The organism is Gordonia sesuvii (genome assembly GCF_036350415.1).
Classification (GTDB): Bacteria; Actinomycetota; Actinomycetes; order Mycobacteriales; family Mycobacteriaceae; genus Gordonia; species Gordonia sesuvii.
In genome coordinates this window covers 720,900-737,301 of the sequence record NZ_JAZDUF010000001.1, presented here as the reverse complement: position 1 = coordinate 737,301, position 16,402 = coordinate 720,900, and the positions used below count along the sequence as shown (strand labels likewise).

General features: G+C 66.9%; 16 protein-coding genes and 4 tRNA genes. 8 read left to right on the top strand and 12 right to left on the bottom strand.

The window, feature by feature from the left end:
* The first annotated feature begins 29 nt into the window (after positions 1–29).
* Positions 30–950 carry an alpha/beta fold hydrolase gene (locus VZC37_RS03405; protein WP_330430994.1) on the top strand — a complete coding sequence of 307 codons (921 nt, stop codon included), beginning with the start codon at positions 30–32 and terminating at the stop codon, positions 948–950.
* Here the strand turns inward: VZC37_RS03405 and VZC37_RS03400 are convergent.
* The 3 genes from VZC37_RS03400 to VZC37_RS03390 are packed head-to-tail and all read right to left on the bottom strand — an operon-like array spanning position 943 to position 3,823.
* The gene (locus VZC37_RS03400) at positions 943–1,575 is read right to left on the bottom strand and encodes a LutC/YkgG family protein (protein ID WP_330430993.1); all 633 of its coding nucleotides are present in this window, start codon (positions 1,573–1,575) and stop codon (positions 943–945) included. The genes VZC37_RS03405 and VZC37_RS03400 overlap by 8 nt on opposite strands.
* Positions 1,572–3,026 (bottom strand): LutB/LldF family L-lactate oxidation iron-sulfur protein, encoded by a 1,455-nt coding sequence (locus tag VZC37_RS03395; RefSeq protein WP_330431695.1) that lies wholly within the window; start codon positions 3,024–3,026, stop codon positions 1,572–1,574. The genes VZC37_RS03400 and VZC37_RS03395 overlap by 4 nt, the downstream gene beginning before the upstream one ends.
* Before the next feature lie 56 nt (positions 3,027–3,082).
* Positions 3,083–3,823: a (Fe-S)-binding protein gene (locus tag VZC37_RS03390; RefSeq protein ID WP_330430992.1), complete on the bottom strand. Its 741-nt coding sequence runs from the start codon at positions 3,821–3,823 to the stop codon at positions 3,083–3,085.
* Between the two features lie 231 nt (positions 3,824–4,054).
* Between VZC37_RS03390 and VZC37_RS03385 the strand changes: the two genes are divergently transcribed.
* Complete coding sequence (locus VZC37_RS03385) at positions 4,055–5,563, top strand: alanine/glycine:cation symporter family protein (protein ID WP_330430991.1); 1,509 nt, start codon at positions 4,055–4,057, stop codon at positions 5,561–5,563.
* A 36-nt stretch (positions 5,564–5,599) separates the two neighbouring features.
* Here the strand turns inward: VZC37_RS03385 and VZC37_RS03380 are convergent, their stop codons facing one another.
* Positions 5,600–6,451 carry a universal stress protein gene (locus tag VZC37_RS03380; RefSeq protein WP_330430990.1) on the bottom strand — a complete coding sequence of 284 codons (852 nt, stop codon included), beginning with the start codon at positions 6,449–6,451 and terminating at the stop codon, positions 5,600–5,602.
* 88 nt (positions 6,452–6,539) lie between these two features.
* On the bottom strand, positions 6,540–7,154 hold the full coding sequence (locus VZC37_RS03375; RefSeq protein ID WP_431309313.1) for a TetR/AcrR family transcriptional regulator: 615 nt from the start codon (positions 7,152–7,154) through the stop codon (positions 6,540–6,542).
* 104 nt (positions 7,155–7,258) lie between these two features.
* Between VZC37_RS03375 and VZC37_RS03370 the strand changes: the two genes are divergently transcribed.
* Both VZC37_RS03370 and VZC37_RS03365 read left to right on the top strand, forming a co-directional pair.
* Positions 7,259–8,434 (top strand): phosphotransferase family protein, encoded by a 1,176-nt coding sequence (locus tag VZC37_RS03370; protein WP_330430988.1) that lies wholly within the window; start codon positions 7,259–7,261, stop codon positions 8,432–8,434.
* 3 nt (positions 8,435–8,437) lie between these two features.
* Positions 8,438–9,580: an Rv3169 family protein gene (locus VZC37_RS03365; protein ID WP_330430987.1), complete on the top strand. Its 1,143-nt coding sequence runs from the start codon at positions 8,438–8,440 to the stop codon at positions 9,578–9,580.
* Between the two features lie 55 nt (positions 9,581–9,635).
* On the opposite strand, the gene VZC37_RS03360 is transcribed toward VZC37_RS03365, so the two are convergent.
* The 7 genes from VZC37_RS03360 to VZC37_RS03330 all read right to left on the bottom strand — a co-directional run bounded on the left by VZC37_RS03360 (position 9,636) and on the right by VZC37_RS03330 (position 15,215).
* The gene (locus tag VZC37_RS03360; protein WP_330430986.1) at positions 9,636–10,436 is read right to left on the bottom strand and encodes a putative hydro-lyase; all 801 of its coding nucleotides are present in this window, start codon (positions 10,434–10,436) and stop codon (positions 9,636–9,638) included.
* A 4-nt stretch (positions 10,437–10,440) separates the two neighbouring features.
* Complete coding sequence (locus VZC37_RS03355; protein WP_330430985.1) at positions 10,441–11,679, bottom strand: NRAMP family divalent metal transporter; 1,239 nt, start codon at positions 11,677–11,679, stop codon at positions 10,441–10,443.
* Between the two features lie 157 nt (positions 11,680–11,836).
* Positions 11,837–12,688, bottom strand: coding sequence for a hypothetical protein (locus VZC37_RS03350; protein WP_330430984.1), 852 nt, complete (start codon positions 12,686–12,688; stop codon positions 11,837–11,839).
* A gap of 148 nt (positions 12,689–12,836) precedes the next feature.
* Positions 12,837–13,436, bottom strand: a complete 600-nt coding sequence (locus VZC37_RS03345) for a dihydrofolate reductase family protein (RefSeq protein ID WP_330430983.1) — start codon at positions 13,434–13,436, stop codon at positions 12,837–12,839.
* The gene (locus tag VZC37_RS03340; protein ID WP_330430982.1) at positions 13,433–14,269 is read right to left on the bottom strand and encodes a metalloregulator ArsR/SmtB family transcription factor; all 837 of its coding nucleotides are present in this window, start codon (positions 14,267–14,269) and stop codon (positions 13,433–13,435) included. Before VZC37_RS03340 ends, VZC37_RS03345 begins: the two co-directional genes overlap by 4 nt.
* Positions 14,270–14,572: 303 nt before the next feature.
* Positions 14,573–14,648, bottom strand: a tRNA-Lys gene (locus VZC37_RS03335).
* Between the two features lie 93 nt (positions 14,649–14,741).
* A complete protein-coding gene (locus tag VZC37_RS03330; RefSeq protein ID WP_330430981.1) occupies positions 14,742–15,215 on the bottom strand; it encodes a hypothetical protein in 474 nt (157 codons plus the stop codon).
* 188 nt (positions 15,216–15,403) lie between these two features.
* On the opposite strand from VZC37_RS03330, the gene VZC37_RS03325 reads away from it, so the two are divergent.
* The 4 genes from VZC37_RS03325 to VZC37_RS03310 all read left to right on the top strand — a co-directional run bounded on the left by VZC37_RS03325 (position 15,404) and on the right by VZC37_RS03310 (position 16,367).
* Positions 15,404–15,476, top strand: a tRNA-Glu gene (locus VZC37_RS03325).
* A 55-nt stretch (positions 15,477–15,531) separates the two neighbouring features.
* Positions 15,532–15,605 (top strand) — tRNA-Asp (locus VZC37_RS03320).
* Positions 15,606–15,645: 40 nt separating this feature from the next.
* A tRNA-Phe gene (locus VZC37_RS03315) sits at positions 15,646–15,722 on the top strand.
* 249 nt (positions 15,723–15,971) lie between these two features.
* Positions 15,972–16,367: an STAS domain-containing protein gene (locus VZC37_RS03310; RefSeq protein ID WP_330430980.1), complete on the top strand. Its 396-nt coding sequence runs from the start codon at positions 15,972–15,974 to the stop codon at positions 16,365–16,367.
* Positions 16,368–16,402 lie beyond the last annotated feature (35 nt).

Here is a 16,402-nt window from a genome sequence, read left to right as displayed (position 1 = left end):
CGTCTGAGAAAGCGCGTACCGTCGTCTGCATGGGTTTCGAGTTCGTCGGCGGCGTGGGCCGCGCGTTCGGTCACGTCCTGCGGCCGTATCCCGCCCGCGACATCCCGAGCGGCTCGATGCTGGAGCTGCCCGACCGGGGGCCGGTGTTCGTCACCGATTCGGGGCCCAGGGACGCGCCGGTGGTCTTCCTGATGCACTCGGTGCTCACGACCGGACTGCTGTGCTGGTACCCGGTGATCCCCGAACTCAACCGGCGGTACCGGGTGGTCACCATGGACCAGCGCTGGCATGGCCGCGGAATCCGTTCGGACACCTTCGATCTGCGTGACTGCGCCGACGATGCGGTGGCCGTCGCGGACGCGCTCGGCATCGACCGGTTCACCGCGGCGGGGTTCTCGATGGGCGGCGGGATCGCCCAGTTGGCATGGCGACGCCACCCGGGCCGCGTCAGTGGTCTCGTGTTGTGTTCCACCGGACCGTACTTCAGCACCCGCGACCCTGATCGGCGGGCACAGTCGCATCGCACGGCCCGTGTGCTGGCGGGGGTGTACCGGGTTCTGCCGGCACCACGGGCGGCTCGGCTCGACGACACCTCCGCGCACACCACGGTCTGGGCGATGCGTCAGTTCCTGTCCACCCCGTTGTCGCACATGGGCCATTTCGGGGAGGGACTCGGAGCCTTCGATTCGCGGCCATGGCTCGGCGAGATCGACGTGCCGACGTCGGTGGTGGTGTCCACTCGCGACCGCGTCGTCGAGCCCGCACGCCAGCAGTTGCTGATCGACGGGATACCCGGTGCACGTCGGTTCGAGGTCGACGGCGGACACGCCTGCTGTGTCCTCGGTGCCCGGTGGTTCATCCCGCCGTTCACCGAGGCGATCGACGCGGTGAACGACACCACTCTGCGACCGGCCGGGCCCGAGCAGATGGAGGGTACGTCCGTCACCTGACGACGATGACGTGCAGCGTGCGCGGACCGTGTACGCCCTCCACCCGATCGAGCTCGATGTCACTGGTGGCGCTGGGACCGCTGATCCACGTCTGTGGCCGGTGTGCCACACCGAGGTCGACCAGCCGGGCAACGGCCTCCGGGACGTCGCTGACGATCTGCGTGGCGTCGACGATGCAGACGTGCACGTCCGGCACCAGGGAGAGCGCCCGACGGCCTTGCCCCGCACCGTGATCGAGCACAATGGTGCCTGTGTTGGCGATGCCGACGGTGGTCGTGGTGATCACGGCGCCCGCGGCATCCAGTTCGGCCGGTCCGAGCGCGTCGTCGTCGAGCCAGTCCAGATCTGTGGCCAGCCGATCGCGTACGACATCGTCGGCGAGGATCGGTGCCCGGACGTTGGCGAGTGCTGCGGTCACCGCGGCGGCGAGCTCGTCGGGGCTGACCAGGTCGACGACGGCACGATAGTCGGCCACCCGCTCCGCGAAGCGGTCCACCACGTCGAGGTCGCCGGTGTCGACGGGCCTGCCGTACTGCCAGTCGATCACCGTCTCCGCCGGGTCCGGGTCGACGACGTCGGTGAGCGCCGACCGCACCCGGTTGAGGATGATGTCGCGCGAACTCATCGGTCCGACTCCGTATCCGCGCGCGGGTTCCGTTCGGCCCGTTCGCGTTTCCACCAGTCGCGGAATGTTTCGGCGGGCGGTACGGGGATGTCGCGCGCTGAACTCCACCCGGCCAACGGTCCGGGCAGCGCGCCGATGGTGGAGCGGCGACCGAAGAAGCGGTTGCTGGACGTCGCCGCCTTCTGCGCCGCTTCCAGCCGCCGGTGATTGCCGAACACCCACGCCATCGCCTTCATCGCGGCCGACTCACCCGACGGCAGGCCGCCGCGCTTCTCGTCGACGACACGAGTTCGTAGGTGCACCAACAGTTCCGGGATCGGGATACGCACCGGGCACACGTCCGAACACGCACCACAGAGGCTCGATGCGAACGGCAGCGAGGCGTCGACGGCAGACCCGGTGCCGCGCAGCTGCGGGGTCAGGATGGCCCCGATGGGGCCGGGATACACCGATCCATAGGCGTGGCCGCCGGCCCGCTCGTAGACCGGACACACGTTGAGGCAGGCCGAGCAGCGGATACAGCGGAGGACATCGCGGCCGACGGTGTCGGCGAGCACCGTCGAGCGGTTGTTGTCCAACAGCACGATGTGGACATCGCGGGGTCCGTCATCGGGGGACACTCCCGTCCATATGGAGGTGTAAGGGTTCTCGCGTTCGCCGGTGCTCGAGCGCGGCAGTACCTGCAGGAACACCTCGAGATCGGACCATGTGGGCAGGATCTTCTCTATGCCGACCACCGAGATCAGCGTCTCGGGCAGGGTCAGGCACATCCGGCCGTTGCCCTCTGATTCGACGATGACGAGACTGCCGGTGTCAGCGATGGCGAAGTTGGCCCCACTGATCCCGACTTTGGCGCGTAAGAACTTCTCGCGCAGGTGAAGTCGCGCGGCCTCGGCGAGTCGGCGGGGATCGTCGGTGAGATCGTCGGGGGCCGGCCGGCCCACCTCGGCCATCCGCCGCAGGAAGATGTCGCGGACCTCGGCACGGTTGCGATGGATCGCCGGAACCAGGATGTGGCTGGGCCAATCGTCGCCGAGCTGCACGATCAGTTCCGCGAGATCTGTTTCCCAGGCATCGATCCCGGCTTCCGCGAGTGCTTCGTTGAGCTCGATCTCCTGGGTGGCCATCGACTTCACCTTGAGCACCTCGTCCGCACCGGCCGCACGGACGAGGTCGATGACGATCCGGTTCGCCTCCTCGGCGTCCGCGGCCCAGTGCACGACCGCCCCCGCCGCGATCGCATTCTTCTCGAACTCCTCGAGATGGCGGTCGAGATGGCGCAGCGTGCGGTCCTTGATCGCCGCCGCGGCGAGGCGCAACTCCTCCCAGTTGTCGAGTTCGTCGACCACTTCCGCCCGCTTGTTGCGGATGATGCCGGTGGCGTGGGCAAGATTTCGGCGCTGGGTGGTGTTGGCCAGTTCGTCCCGGGCGGCGACCGGGAACTTCGGCATACCGATGAAACTCGACGTCACGCCGACGTGTGGATGGGCGTCCGGTCGGGCGGTGGTCACGCCGGCTCCTTCTCGGTCGAGGCCAGGATCTCGGCAAGATGCATGGTGCGGATGCCGGAGCGTTCGCGTGTCAACATCCCGCCGATGTGGGCGAGGCACGAGTTATCGCCTGCGACAAGAACTTCGGCGCCAGAATGCTTGACGTTGACGCATTTGTCCGCGCCCATCGCGACAGATGTGTCCGCGTTCTTCATCGCGAATGTCCCGCCGAAGCCGCAGCACTGTTCGGCCGCGGGCAATTCGACGAGGTCGATGCCCTTGACCGCTCGCAGCAGTCGCAGCGGTTTCTCGCCGACCCGCAGCATCCGAAGGGAGTGGCAGGTGGGGTGATAGGTGACGCGGTGCGGAAAATACGCTCCGACATCGGTGATCCCGAGTCGGTCGACGAGGAACTCGCTCAGTTCGAACACCTTCGGGACCAGGTCGTCGACCGCCGACCGCAGCGCTGCGTCACCGGTGCGGTCCGCGATCCACGGGTGCTGGTGGCGCACCGACCCGACGCACGACCCGGACGGCGCGACGACGGCGTCGTAGGAGCGGAAGACGTCGACGAACTGCCGGACGCCGGGAACGGCCTCGTCGGCATAGCCGGTGTTGGTGAACATCTGACCACAGCAGGTCTGCTCGAACGGGAACTCCACGTCGATCCCCAAGCGTTCGAGCAGGAGCACGGTCGCCTTCGGGGTGCCCGGCCACATGGTGTCGTTGAAGCAGGTGGCGAAGAGTGCGACCCTCATGCTGCGATCATCCTCCACCCGTCGGTGGCTCGCAGCGTGTTCCGAGCGATCGACGTCGTCCGCCGCCTGAGAAGCTCGCCCCCGCTGCCTGAGGAGCCCGATCCTTCCCCCGTTGCCTGAGGAGCGCGCGACGGAGGAGCGGGCGTCACGAAGGCCGGGGTCGGGACGCTGCGACATGACCGGATGCGTGCAAACCACGCACCAATCCCGCGTCGAGCGCATACTCGCCCAATGGATGCTGTCAACGACTGGCTGCTCACCTGGGGCGATCATCTGTGGACATGGATTGTCCTACCTGTGGTCGTCGGCCTCGGTGCATACTTCACGATTCGGTCCGGCGTCGTGCAGTTCCGGCTGATTCCAGAGATGTTCCGCACGCTCACCGACAAGACGCCGCGCACGGCAGACGGTGAACCGCAATCCGTCTCGGCGTTCCAGGCCTTCACCATCTCGGCGGCATCGCGCGTCGGGGTCGGTAACATCGCCGGAGTCGGCACCGCGATCGCGGTCGGCGGTCCGGGGGCCGTGTTCTGGATGTGGCTGATGGCCTTCGTCGGTGGCGCGTCGAGCTTCATCGAGTCCTCGCTGGGCCAGCTGTTCAAGATCCGTGATGCCGACGGTTTCCGCGGCGGTCCCGCGTATTACATGCAGCGAGGCCTCAGATCCCGGTGGATGGGCGTCCTGTTCGCGATCATCCTGATCGTCTGCTTTCCCTTCGCATTCAGCTCGCTGCAGGCCAACACCATCGCCGACACAATCACCACGACCGCCGACGCCGAGGACAACACAGCGCTGCTCTGGCTGATCGGGCTCGCGCTGACTGTCCTGCTGGGACTTGTCATCTTCGGTGGGGTACGCCGGATCGCCTCGGTCACCCAGCTTCTCGTTCCGTTGATGGCCTTCGCCTATCTGATCCTCGGCCTCGCGGTCGTCATCATGAACATCGACCGTGTGCCCGACGTGGTCGGCCAGATCTTCACCGAGGCATTCGGTTTCAACGAGGTCGTCGGCGCCACCTTCGGGTACATCGTCCTGACCGGCGTCAAACGCGGCATGTTCTCCAACGAGGCCGGGCTCGGGTCGGTGCCCAACGCCAGCGCCACCGCGGCGGTGACCCATCCGACCAAGCAGGGGCTGGTTCAGACGCTCGGGGTGTACTTCGACACGTTCTTCATCTGCTCGATCACCGCGTTCATCATCCTCGTGTCGGTGCCGGATCTGACCGATGCGTCGAAAGGCATCTCACTGACCCAGGGAGCGCTCGAAGACAGTCTCGGGTCGTGGTCGAACACCGCACTCTCGGTGATCATCTTCCTGCTCGCGTTCAGTTCGATTCTGGGCAACTACTACTACGGCTACTCCAACATCGAGTTCATCACCGGCAGCAAGGTTGTGCTCAACGCGTATCGCGTCCTCACGATGCTCACCGTGCTCGGTGGCTCGGTGGTGGCCGCGGATCTGGTGTGGAACTTCGCCGACGGCATCATGGGCCTGATGGCCCTGATCAACCTGATTGCCATCGGTTTGCTGAGCGGCCTCGCGTTCCGGCTGCTGAAGGACTACACGCGCCAGCGCAGGGAGGGACGCGACCCTGTCTTCACCCGTGATCTGATGCCGGATGTGACCGGAATCGAGTGTTGGGAAGACGCGGACACGGTCACCGGACCGATGGATCTCGACGACCTGACTGCCGAGAGCCACAAACACCGCGATCATCTGCACGGCGCTCCGGAGATCTGACCACCGAGGCACCCGAAACCGGGGCGCGGCTCGCAGTCAGTGGACGATGAGCAGCGGGCAGTGCGCGGTGCGCAGGACATGCTGGACTCGTGAACCGAGCAGCAGCCCGGCGAAGCCGCCGCGGCCACGGCTGCCCATCACCACCAGGTCCGACGACCGCGATAAGTCTGTCAGCGCGTCGTTGGCGTCGCCGTCGATCACCTCGGTCGTCACATCCAGTTTCGGCATCTGGGACTTCACCGATTCGGCCACATCGCCGAGCCGGTTCGCGATCAGGTCGACCGCCGGCAGGTGCTCGTCGCCGTGCAGTGCCAGCGTGGATGAATCCCACGCCGACACGATCGTGAGGGTGCTCCCGCGCGCGAATGCCTCGTCGGCTGCCGCCTCGACGGCACGTTGCGAGATGACCGACCCGTCGTAGCCCACGGTGATCCGGTCGGTCTCGGTCTCGGTGCCCTCCTCGCGGATCACGGCCACCGGACAGGAGGCGTGCGCAGCCACCGTGCCGGCCACCGATCCGGTGAGCGCTCCGGCGACCCGCCCGTGACCCGGCGCGCCGACCACGACCGTGGCACAGCGGGCCGCCCAGGTCAGGAGGGCGTTGCGACTGGACTTCTGCTCGAAATGCTGCCGGACCTCGATCCCGGGCGCCTCCTTCTCGACGAACCGCATCGCCTCCGTGAGCTCGTGTTCGTGGCGTTCGCGCGCCGCCCGGAAGTAGGACGTAGGGACCACGTGGTCGATGACGGGTGTCCGCGGTGCCTGGGATGCGGCGATGAGGTCGAGGGAGGTGTCGTGAACGGCCGCGGTGCGGGCGGCCCACCGCACCGCTGCCAGGGACATCGGGGAGCCGTCAACACCGACGGCGATCGGCAAATTGTGACTCATACCACATATTGTGGTCCTTTGGCTGCACATCGGGAAGGGGTGCAGGGGCAGGTCTGTCCGAAATGTGACGGGGTTCGCGGGGCGGTGCTCAGCGCAGCGCGCCGTGCAAGATGATCGCCGTCATCTGCTCGACCCAGGAGTCGTCGAATCGGGCATCGGGGACCAGGAGCATCCGCAACATCGCCGATCCGCCCATCACCTCGATCAGCCGGTCCGGATCGATGTCGGCGTGTACCTCGCCGCGCTCGACGGCGACCATCAGACGCTCGCGCACGGCGCCGAAGACGTCGGCGAATCCGCCGTGTACCCGGGCGGCCAGCGCTGGATCGGAGGCCATGTCCGCGATCAGGCCGGCGAGCGCGGCACGGGTGACGGGACGTGCGAACAGGTTCTTCGCAACGGTGATCATGGCTCGCAGATCGTGGGCGAAGTCGCCGGACGAGGGCTGCATGGTCGTGAATTCGGCGAAGGCGACGTCGTGGAGGAGTTCGGCCTTTCCCGACCAGCGGCGGTAGATCGCGGTCTTTGTGGTGCCGGCCCGATCGGCGATCGCCGCAACCGTCACCTTCTGATATCCCACCTCGACGAGAAGCTCGGCCGCGGCGTGCAGCACGGCGGCATCGATGCGGGTGTCCCTGGGACGGCCCGCGCCGGGATCGGCCACCACGCTCACGCGATGACCATATCCTCGCCGTGTCGTCATCCGCGGTACCGCCGGTCGCCGATTTCCCCGAATCGCCGTAGCGGGCGCACGTCGCGTGATCCAATACCGCTACCTTTCGTAGCGTTATTGAGGAGGCGATGGGTATGACCACCGAACCGACAGTCGGGCAGGTGGACCGCCTGCAGCGATCAGGCCGCGACACGACATCACTTCCCGACGCCCTCGCGCAGTGGTTGTCCGGCCATCTTCCCGACGGCGCGGAGCCGTCGGTGACCGCGGAAGCCGCGCAGGACGCGAACGGCATGTCGTCGGAGACCATCCCGGTCTCGGCGCGCTGGACGGTCGGCGGGGGACAGGCCGAGGAGCTCTGGGTGATGCGGATGGCGCCCCGCGACACCGACATCCCGGTGTTCCCGACCTACCGGATGGATCACCAGTTCGAGGTGATCCGCGGAGTGGCCGAATCGTCGGCGGGCAGCGAGGTCCCCGTCCCGCGAGTCCGCTTCCTCGAGGCAAGCGGCGACGTGCTCGGTGTGCCCTTCTTCCTGATGGATCGCTGCACCGGCGACGTGCCTCCCGACGTCATGCCCTACACCTTCGGCGACAACTGGCTCGCCGACGCCTCCGCAGACGACCAACGCCGCGTGCAGGATTCGACGGTCGCGCTGCTTGCTTCCCTGCATGCGATCCCGAATCCGCAGGAACAGTTCGGCTTTCTCGACGACACCCGTCCGGAGGGCGCGAACGCGCTCCGACGCGACCTCGCGTGGCTGCGCAGCTGGTACGAATACTCGGTGCATGGCAGCGAGACGCCCGGCGACGCCGGAGTCGGACCCTCGCCCCTGGCCGACCGTGCGCTGGCGTGGCTCGATCGCAATTTCCCGGAGCGTGCGGCAGCCCGGGAACCGGTGCTGTGCTGGGGTGATGCTCGCATCGGCAACGTGATGTACGAGAACTTCGCGCCCACCGCCGTGCTGGACTGGGAGATGAGTCGGATCGGCCCGCGCGAACTCGATGTCGCCTGGATGATATTCGCGCACATGGTGTTCCAGGAGCTGGTGCACCTCGCCGACCTCCCCGGCATGCCGGAGTTCCTTCGCGAGGACGATGTCCGCACAACCTATCGCGACCGCACCGGTGTCGAACTCGACGATCTGCGCTGGTTCTACGTCTTCGCCGCCGTGCAGTGGTGCTGCGTGTTCATGCGGACCGGTGCCCGGCGCATCCACTTCGGCGAGATGGAACCGCCCGAGGACATCGACTCCACCCTCTTCTATCACCGTGCCCTACTCGAGCGACTCATCGCGGAGGATCTGTAACCGATGACCGGAGCGCAATCACTCGGACCACTCGACGAGTATCCGATCCATCAACTGCCGCAACCCATTGCCTGGCCGGGGAGTTCGAATCGGAACTTCTACGACCGGTCCTACCTCAACGCGCACGACCGCACCGGGAAGATCTTCCTGATCACCGGAATCGGCTACTACCCGAACCTCGGGGTCAAGGACGCATTCGTGCTGATCCGTCGGCGCGGCGACAACACCGACACCCAAACCGCGGTTCACCTGTCGGACGCGATCGACCACGATCGACTCAACCCGCACGTCGGTGGATACCGCCTCGACGTCGACGCACCGCTGCGCGAGTTGCACCTCACCCTCGACGAGACCGAGGGCATCGCAGTCGATCTGAGGTGGGAGGGGCTGTTCGACGCCGTGCTCGAACAGCCGCACGTCATGCGGTCCGGGGCCAAGGTCACCCTCGACGCCCAGCGGTTCGCGCAGGTCGGCTCGTGGCGTGGATCGATCAGCATCGACGGCGAGCGGATCGACGTCGATCCGGACACCTGGATCGGGACACGAGACCGATCGTGGGGTATCCGACCCATCGGCGAACCGGAGCCGGCGGGACGGCCCGCCAATCCGCCGTTCGAGGGCATGTGGTGGCTCTACATCCCGATGGCCTTCGACGATTTCCAACTGGTCCTCATCGTCCAGGAGGAACCCAACGGGTTCCGCTCCCTCAACGACTGCACCCGGGTGTGGCGCGACGGTCGCGTCGAACAACTCGGATGGCCCCGCATCGACGTCCATTACGCGTCGGGTACGCGTATCCCCACCGGGGCGACGATCACCGCCACCACATCTGCCGGCGATCCGGTTGTCCTGGAAGTGGAATCGCGCCTCGGCGTGCCGATCCATGTGGGCGGGGGGTACGGCGGTGACGCGGACTGGACCCACGGGGTATGGCGCGGTGAGAAGTTCGTCGAGCGCCTCACCTACGACATGGACGATCCCGCGGTCGCGGGGCGGATTCCGTTCGGCGTCATCGACCACGTCGGCCGGGCGACGTGTCGCGAGAGCGACGGAACTGTGCGGGAAGGCTGGGGCTTGTTCGAACACGGCGCGCTCGGTCGTCACGATCCGTCGGGCTTCGCCGACTGGCTCAGCGTCGCCCCTTAAGGCTCGCGAACGACGAAAAGCATTCGCGCGGTTGTTGTCTGATTCCGGATCCGCGTCAGGGCGCGATGAGGTCGCTCTCCGCGAGATCGGTGATCAGCATGTGACCGGGTGAGTGCGCGATCGCCAGAGGCGGCGCAGCCTGCATCACCGCCAGTTGTGGGGTGACACCGCACGCCCAGAAGACCGGGATGTCGCCGGGCGAGAACCTCACTGCGTCACCGAAGTCCGGTGTGTCCAGATCGTCGATCCCGAGGGCTTGGGGATCACCCACATGGACCGGGGACCCGTGCACCGACGGATACCGGGAGGTGATGCGCACCGCGTCGGAAACCTGGTCTGGCGGGATCGGCCGCATCGACACGACGAGCGGTCCGGCGATGCGCCCCGCGGGTCGGCAGTCCCGATTGGACCGGTACATCGGCACATTGGTGCCCTGTTCGATATGTCGCACCGGCACCCCGGCCGCGAGCAGTGCAGCCTCGAACGTGAAGCTGCACCCGATCAGGAAGGCGACCATGTCCGTCGTCCACCGATCCGCCACGTCGGTGGTCTCGGCGACGAGGCGGCCATCGGCGTACACGCGGTACAGCGGGATGTCCGTACACACGTCGCCGTGCGCACCCAGCAACGGCCCACCGCGGGCGCCGGGCTCGAGGACATCGAGAACGGGACACGGCTTCGGATTGCGCTGCGCGAACAGGAGCACGTCGAAGGCGAGATCTTGTGGGACCGCGATCAGGTTGGCCTGGGCGTAACCATCCGACCAGCCAGAGGTTGGGGTCACGAGCCCGGCGGCGAACCGACGGCGCGCCGAGGCCGGGTGAACCTCACCCGGATGCCCGTCGACGGTGTGCATCAGATCAACTCCACAGCTCGGACAAGCCGCTCAACGACTTCCATCCGAGGTACAGGGTGAGCACCCAGACAGCGAGGCCGATGAGGCGCAGCCACATCGGGTAGGCGTACCCGCGCAGCAGGTCGCGCCGCATCCACGCCACCCAGACCACCACGGTGAAACCGATCGGCAGGATGAGTCCATTGAATGCGCCGGCGAAGACCAACAAGTCCACGGGTGCCGCCCCGATGACGACGAAGATGCCGGCACTCAGCGCGATGAAGGCGACCGTCAGCAGGTTCTGGCGCCGGCGCGAGGTCCGCGACGTGGTGAGGAAGGTGACCGAGGTGTACGCCGCCCCGATGACCGAGGTGATCGATGCCGCCCACAGGATGACACCGAAGAACACGCCGCCGATGGAGCCGAGCGCGGTCTCAAACGCCGACGCGGTCGGGTTGTCGTCGGCCAGTTGCGCCCCGCCGACCGTCACGCCGAGGATGGCGAGGAACAACAGGGTGCGCATCACACCCGTGACGAGGATGCCGTAGACCGAACCGGCCTGGATTCGGCCGACGTTGTCGGGCCCGGTGATTCCGCTGTCGATTAGCCGATGGGCTCCGGCGTAGGTGATGTAGCCACCGACGGTGCCACCGACGATCGTGGTGATCGCGAGGAAGTCGATCTGTTCGGGCAGGACCGCGTTCTTGAGCGCCTCACCCAGCGGCGGCTTCGACACGATCGCGGTGTAGGCAGTCATGACGATCATGCCGGCGCCGAGCACCACGATGATCCGGTCGAGCGCGACACCCGCACGTTTGCTCAGGAAGATCCCGATCGCGATCAGCGCCGACACCGCTCCACCGATCTCCGGATCGAGTCCGAACATCGCGTCGGTGCCGAGTCCGGCGCCGCTGGTGTTGCCGATGTTGAACACCAGCCCGCCGAGCACCACCAGACCCGCCAACACGTAGCCGACACCCGGCAACACCTTGTTGCCGAGCTCGTGAGCCCGGATGCCGGACACCCCGACCACCCGCCACACATTCATCTGCACGGCGAAGTCGATGACGATCGACGCGAGGATGGCAAAGGCGAATGCGGCGCCCAGTTCGATCGTGAATTCGGTGGTCTGGGTGATGAATCCGGGGCCGACGGCACTGGTGGCCATCAGGAACATCGCGCCCAACAGGGCAGTTCTGGTGGAGCCGCCCTTCTCTGGGTTGGGCTCCCCGGCGACAGGGGCGGTGCTGTCCGGTCGTGCCATGGGCTCTCCCATCGGAGGAAATCCGGGGTCGGCAGAACTTGCTACATGGTAGTTGCCCGGCATTACCGAGCCATTGCATTCGGACTACATCGGGTCCCTCAGAACGAGGTGCCCCAGGCCGATCGGCCTGAGGCACCTCGCATGCAGACCGTCGGTGTCAGGGCAGCTTCGGCAATGCCTTCGTGATGTCCTCGATCGTGCGGTTGATCTGATCATTGGCGTCGCTGATCGTCTGGTCGATCGTCGTGCGCACCGTCCGCTCCGCGTCGCGCTGAGTCTTGACCCACTGCGCGGTCGTCGGCATACCGAGGTTGTTGGTGCCGAGAGTCTTGGCCCCGTTGCCCTTTCGCAGGCCCAGCTTCTCATCGTGAATCGACATGGCGGTTCCGACGCCACCCAGTGCGGCGCCGACCCCCGACGCGGTCCAGCTCACCGCGAGGGTCGCTGCCGCGCCCGCCACGAAGCCGACCGGAACACCGATGACGGCGCCGATGACGCCGCCCGGAATCGCACCGATCCCGCCGGCGAGACCGCCGATTCCCGCGCCGATCGCAGCACCGATCACGCCGCCTGCCACTGCACCACCGGCGAGGGCGACGGTCTCGAACGCCAGCAACGGAACGAGCACGACGTAACCCGTGACCTGAGCCCCGGTCATCGCGTCGGCGCCGATCCGCTGCCAGTCGGCAGGCGTGAACGCCCACGGGTTGACGTTGGGCGCCCTGGTCGCCACCTCGGACGGCACGACGACTACCCGGTCGGCAGCGCCGGCCGATGACAGTCCTGGCCGGTTACCGGCCACTCGCGCGATCTCGGCCGCCGGAACCGCCGTCGGCACCTGCCGGTCCGCAGCGGCCGCCAGTTGTGACGTCACGGCAGCGGCCTGTTGTGTGACCGGCTCCGGCGCGGCGGTCGCGCCTGCGACCTGGCCGAACTGCACGGCAGCGGTGACAGTGACCGCTCCCGCGATCAGCTTGAGTGATGTTGTGCGCGCGCACGATGAACTCATGCAAATTCCCCCTGATTCGCATCCCCGAAACTCGGCGGTTGGCCGAGCCGGTTGACTGTAGCGAACCCGGTATTTGGACTTCGACATCCAGGGTGGTGCAGAGTATCGCAGGTCACAGTCGACCGGGTCGGTGCAAGCACCCGGGGTGTCAGCGGGTGCGGTCGTAGATCAGCGCGATCTCGCCCGACTCGCCGGCTTCCTGCTGACGGAGCATCCATGTCGAACCGGGCAGCCCGTCGTGGAAGAGCCGTTGCCCGCCACCGGTGATCTCGGGGCAGATCATGAGGTGCAGGCTGTCGATGAGGTCCTCCGCGAGGAGGGCGGAGATGACGCTGACGCTGCTGTTGACGAGGATGTCTCCCGTTCCGGTCGACTTCAGGTCGTCGATGACGTCGGCGGCGGGGGCGTTCACGATACGGGTTCGCTCCCAGGGTGATTCGGTCAACGTTGTCGACAGCACCACCTTGTCCACGTCCAGCAGCCACTTGGCGTAGCCGCGGTCGCGCGGGTCGGCGGACTCGTCGGCGGCCACCGACGGCCAGTAGCCCAGGAAGCCCTCGGCGTTCACGCGGCCGAGCACTGCGGTCGTGGCGCCTTCCCAGATACGGGTGAGATGGCCCCGGGCGACCTCGGTGGCCGCGTAGGGAACGATTGCCCCGAGGTCGTGCGGTCCGCCGGGGCCGTTGTAGCGCCCGTCGAGGGTGAGGTTGATATTTGCTCGTACCGAGCGTGCGGCGGTGTCGGTCATGATCGTGCTCCCTTGTTGTCGGTGTGGGTGGTGCTGTCGCCGGCGCGGATTGCGGCGGCGAGGTTGTCGAGGACTTGGCCCCAGCCGGTCTCGATCCCGGCGATCTGCTGTGCGGCTTCGGTCTCGGTGGCGGAGATGCTGAGTTCGAGCCGAAGCCTGGTGCCGGCTCCGGCCGTGGTGAGGGCGAGATCGTGGTGACCGGTGAAGGTGATCCGCCCGTTGTCGTCCAGTACGCGGAGCTCGAACACGAGCCGGCCGGGCGCGACCGCGACGGCAACCGAGCCCTCCGAGCGGTACCGAACTCCCTCGGGATCAACGAATTCGACGACGATCGAGCCTCCGGGTTCCGGGGTGATGGAGCAGGCGGCCACTGTCATCGGCACCGGAGCCCACCAGGCCGCGAGGAGCTCGGCGTCGGTCCAGTACTGCCAGACGAGGGCGGCCGCGGCAGCCAGTTCCCGCTCGAAGGTGTAGGTGCGCCCGTCTGCCCAGTGCGGCCGCACCGCGGCGGCGGCCTCGCGGTCGATGGCGGTGCGATAGTTCGCGAGGGCCTCGCGGTCGGCCGCGTGCGCCTCGACAGCCGAGATCAGGTCATCGACCCGCTCCCGGAGGTCGCGCAGTGGCTGCGCCTCGAGCGCGTAGACGCGGCGCTGCCCGAGCGGGAAAACGGTGACGAGGCCGGCGCGGGCCAACGTCTGGAGGTGTTTGGTGGTCTGCGGTTGTCGCTGGCCGGTGAGGCCGGCCAGTTCGCCGACCGAGCGGGGGCGCTCGGCGAGGAGTTCGACGAGCCGCCACCGCGCGTTGTCGCCGAGTGCGGAAATGACCTGATCCATAGCTAAAGTATTCTCCAAAAAGAATATTCGTGTCAACGAATATTTCTGGTTGATCTGGAGGGGAAGGAAATGGAAAGAGCGGTCGTAGGCACGGTTGGCCGGGAGATCACCCATATCCGTTCCCGGGCAACGGAATCAGCGCCCGACTGGAATCATGAGCCGTCGGGGTGACGTGAGAACGTCTGCCGCATGGATCGGCTCGCGGACGTGATGTACCGGCGCAGCGCGCCGAGATGGCGCCGGGGTGGGGGAGCGGATCGTACGCTCGCGAAACGCAAAAACCGCCCGTTGCCAGGCGGTTCGTGGTGCCCCCACCAGGGCTCGAACCTGGGACCTGCGGATTAAAAGTCCGTAGCTCTACCAACTGAGCTATAGGGGCGTGCCCTGCGGCGAGGGCGTCGACGAGTTTACAGGCAGCCGCAGGGCGGGTGGTGACGGGTGGCTCGGCGATCCGCTCGCGGCCGGGGTCGGATCAGGTGGGCTGCCATCCACGTCCGTCGAGGATGCCGGAACGCATGCCCGGCGCCCGCATCGCAGCGCTCAACTCCGTGACGGTCGAGACCACGACCAGGGTGTCGACCGGGCTGCGGGCCGCCCGCAGCCATCTGGGGTCGCAGCTGATCGCCAGGGCCTGCTCGGGGTCGATCGCGATGCCGCCGATCTCGCTGAGGGCGGCGAAGATCGTCCGCTCGGCGGCGATCCCGGTTTCGTGCACCACGATCGCCTCCGGTCCGACGTCCACCCGGATGCCGACCGGGTCGACGAATGTGGTGCCGCCGAGCAGTCGGTGTCCGTCGACCGGCGGCGCATCGTCGTCGCCGAGTTCCTCGGTCGGGATCGGCAACAGGTGTCGTGCGACGAATCGGCTGATCAACGTCCCGTCGAAGGGAGCCGAACCGGCGGCGCAGCCCGGATGGGTCGGGCGCACGAAAAGTTGTTCCCCCATCCCTATTGCCTATCATGAACAGGGGATCACCGTCAGCGAAGGGTGGGGCGCCGACGTGGCCGGGCCGGGTCTGCCGAGAACAGCGCCCGGAAAGGCCGAAAACACCCCGGACCTCACGATTTGTGAATTGTCGAAGGTGTGTCCTAAGCTGAGTCGGCTCCCAACGGAGAACTCCTTACGGAGAACCGGCCCCCTTCGTCTAGCGGCCTAGGACGCCGCCCTTTCAAGGCGGTAGCGCGGGTTCGAATCCCGTAGGGGGTACGCTTGCCCGGCCCTCAGGCTACTGCCACGGGGTTGGTGAGTGACAACAGAACATGGCCCTGTGGCGCAGTTGGTTAGCGCGCCGCCCTGTCACGGCGGAGGTCGCGGGTTCGAGTCCCGTCAGGGTCGCAAGTTTTCTTGCGATAGGCATTCGGTTCGGGTGCCGTCCGGCCAGGTAGCTCAGTTGGTACGAGCGTCCGCCTGAAAAGCGGAAGGTCGCCGGTTCGATCCCGGCCCTGGCCACCACCGAAGAACCCCCGGCGATCGCACGGGGGTTTCGTCGTTCCCGGGTCTGATGACCCCCGGCAGGTGCGGCCGTTGCCGCCACCCGAGATCGAGTTCCGTTACCGTTCCGAGATTTGTCATCTCGGTGCGATATCACTGGTGGCGCGTCCATATCGTGCCGAACTCGCCGACCGTAGCGTCAGGGTCACCGGTGAAACGGGCCACGGCACGTGACGGCGGACAGACGGCCCTTCGATGATCGGTGGAACCATGACCATTGCTCCTTTCCCGACCGACGATCAGCAGTCCACGATCGATGTCATCGACATCATCGCGTCGGCCGGTGTTCCTCGCCCGCAACGCAACCCGTTGTTCGGGTGCACCGTCGAGCGTGGTGGCGTCGGTCCTGCGCGGCTTCGGGTGACCGGCGAGATCGACCCCGCGGCATGTGCCGACCTGCTGCACGACCTCGACGGCGCCCTGGCGGATTCGGCGCGAGTGACCGTCGACCTGACCGAAGTCACCTTCATCGGAAGTCGCGCGGTCGGGATGATCGCCGACCATGCGTTCGTCGACACCGGCCGGGTGGCGGTGATCGCGCCCGCACGCGCGACCCGGCTGCTCTTCGAGCTCTTCGGCGCCGGACACCTCCTCATCGACGGGTAACGCTCGCTCCGGGATCCGCGTGATCCGGTGAACGG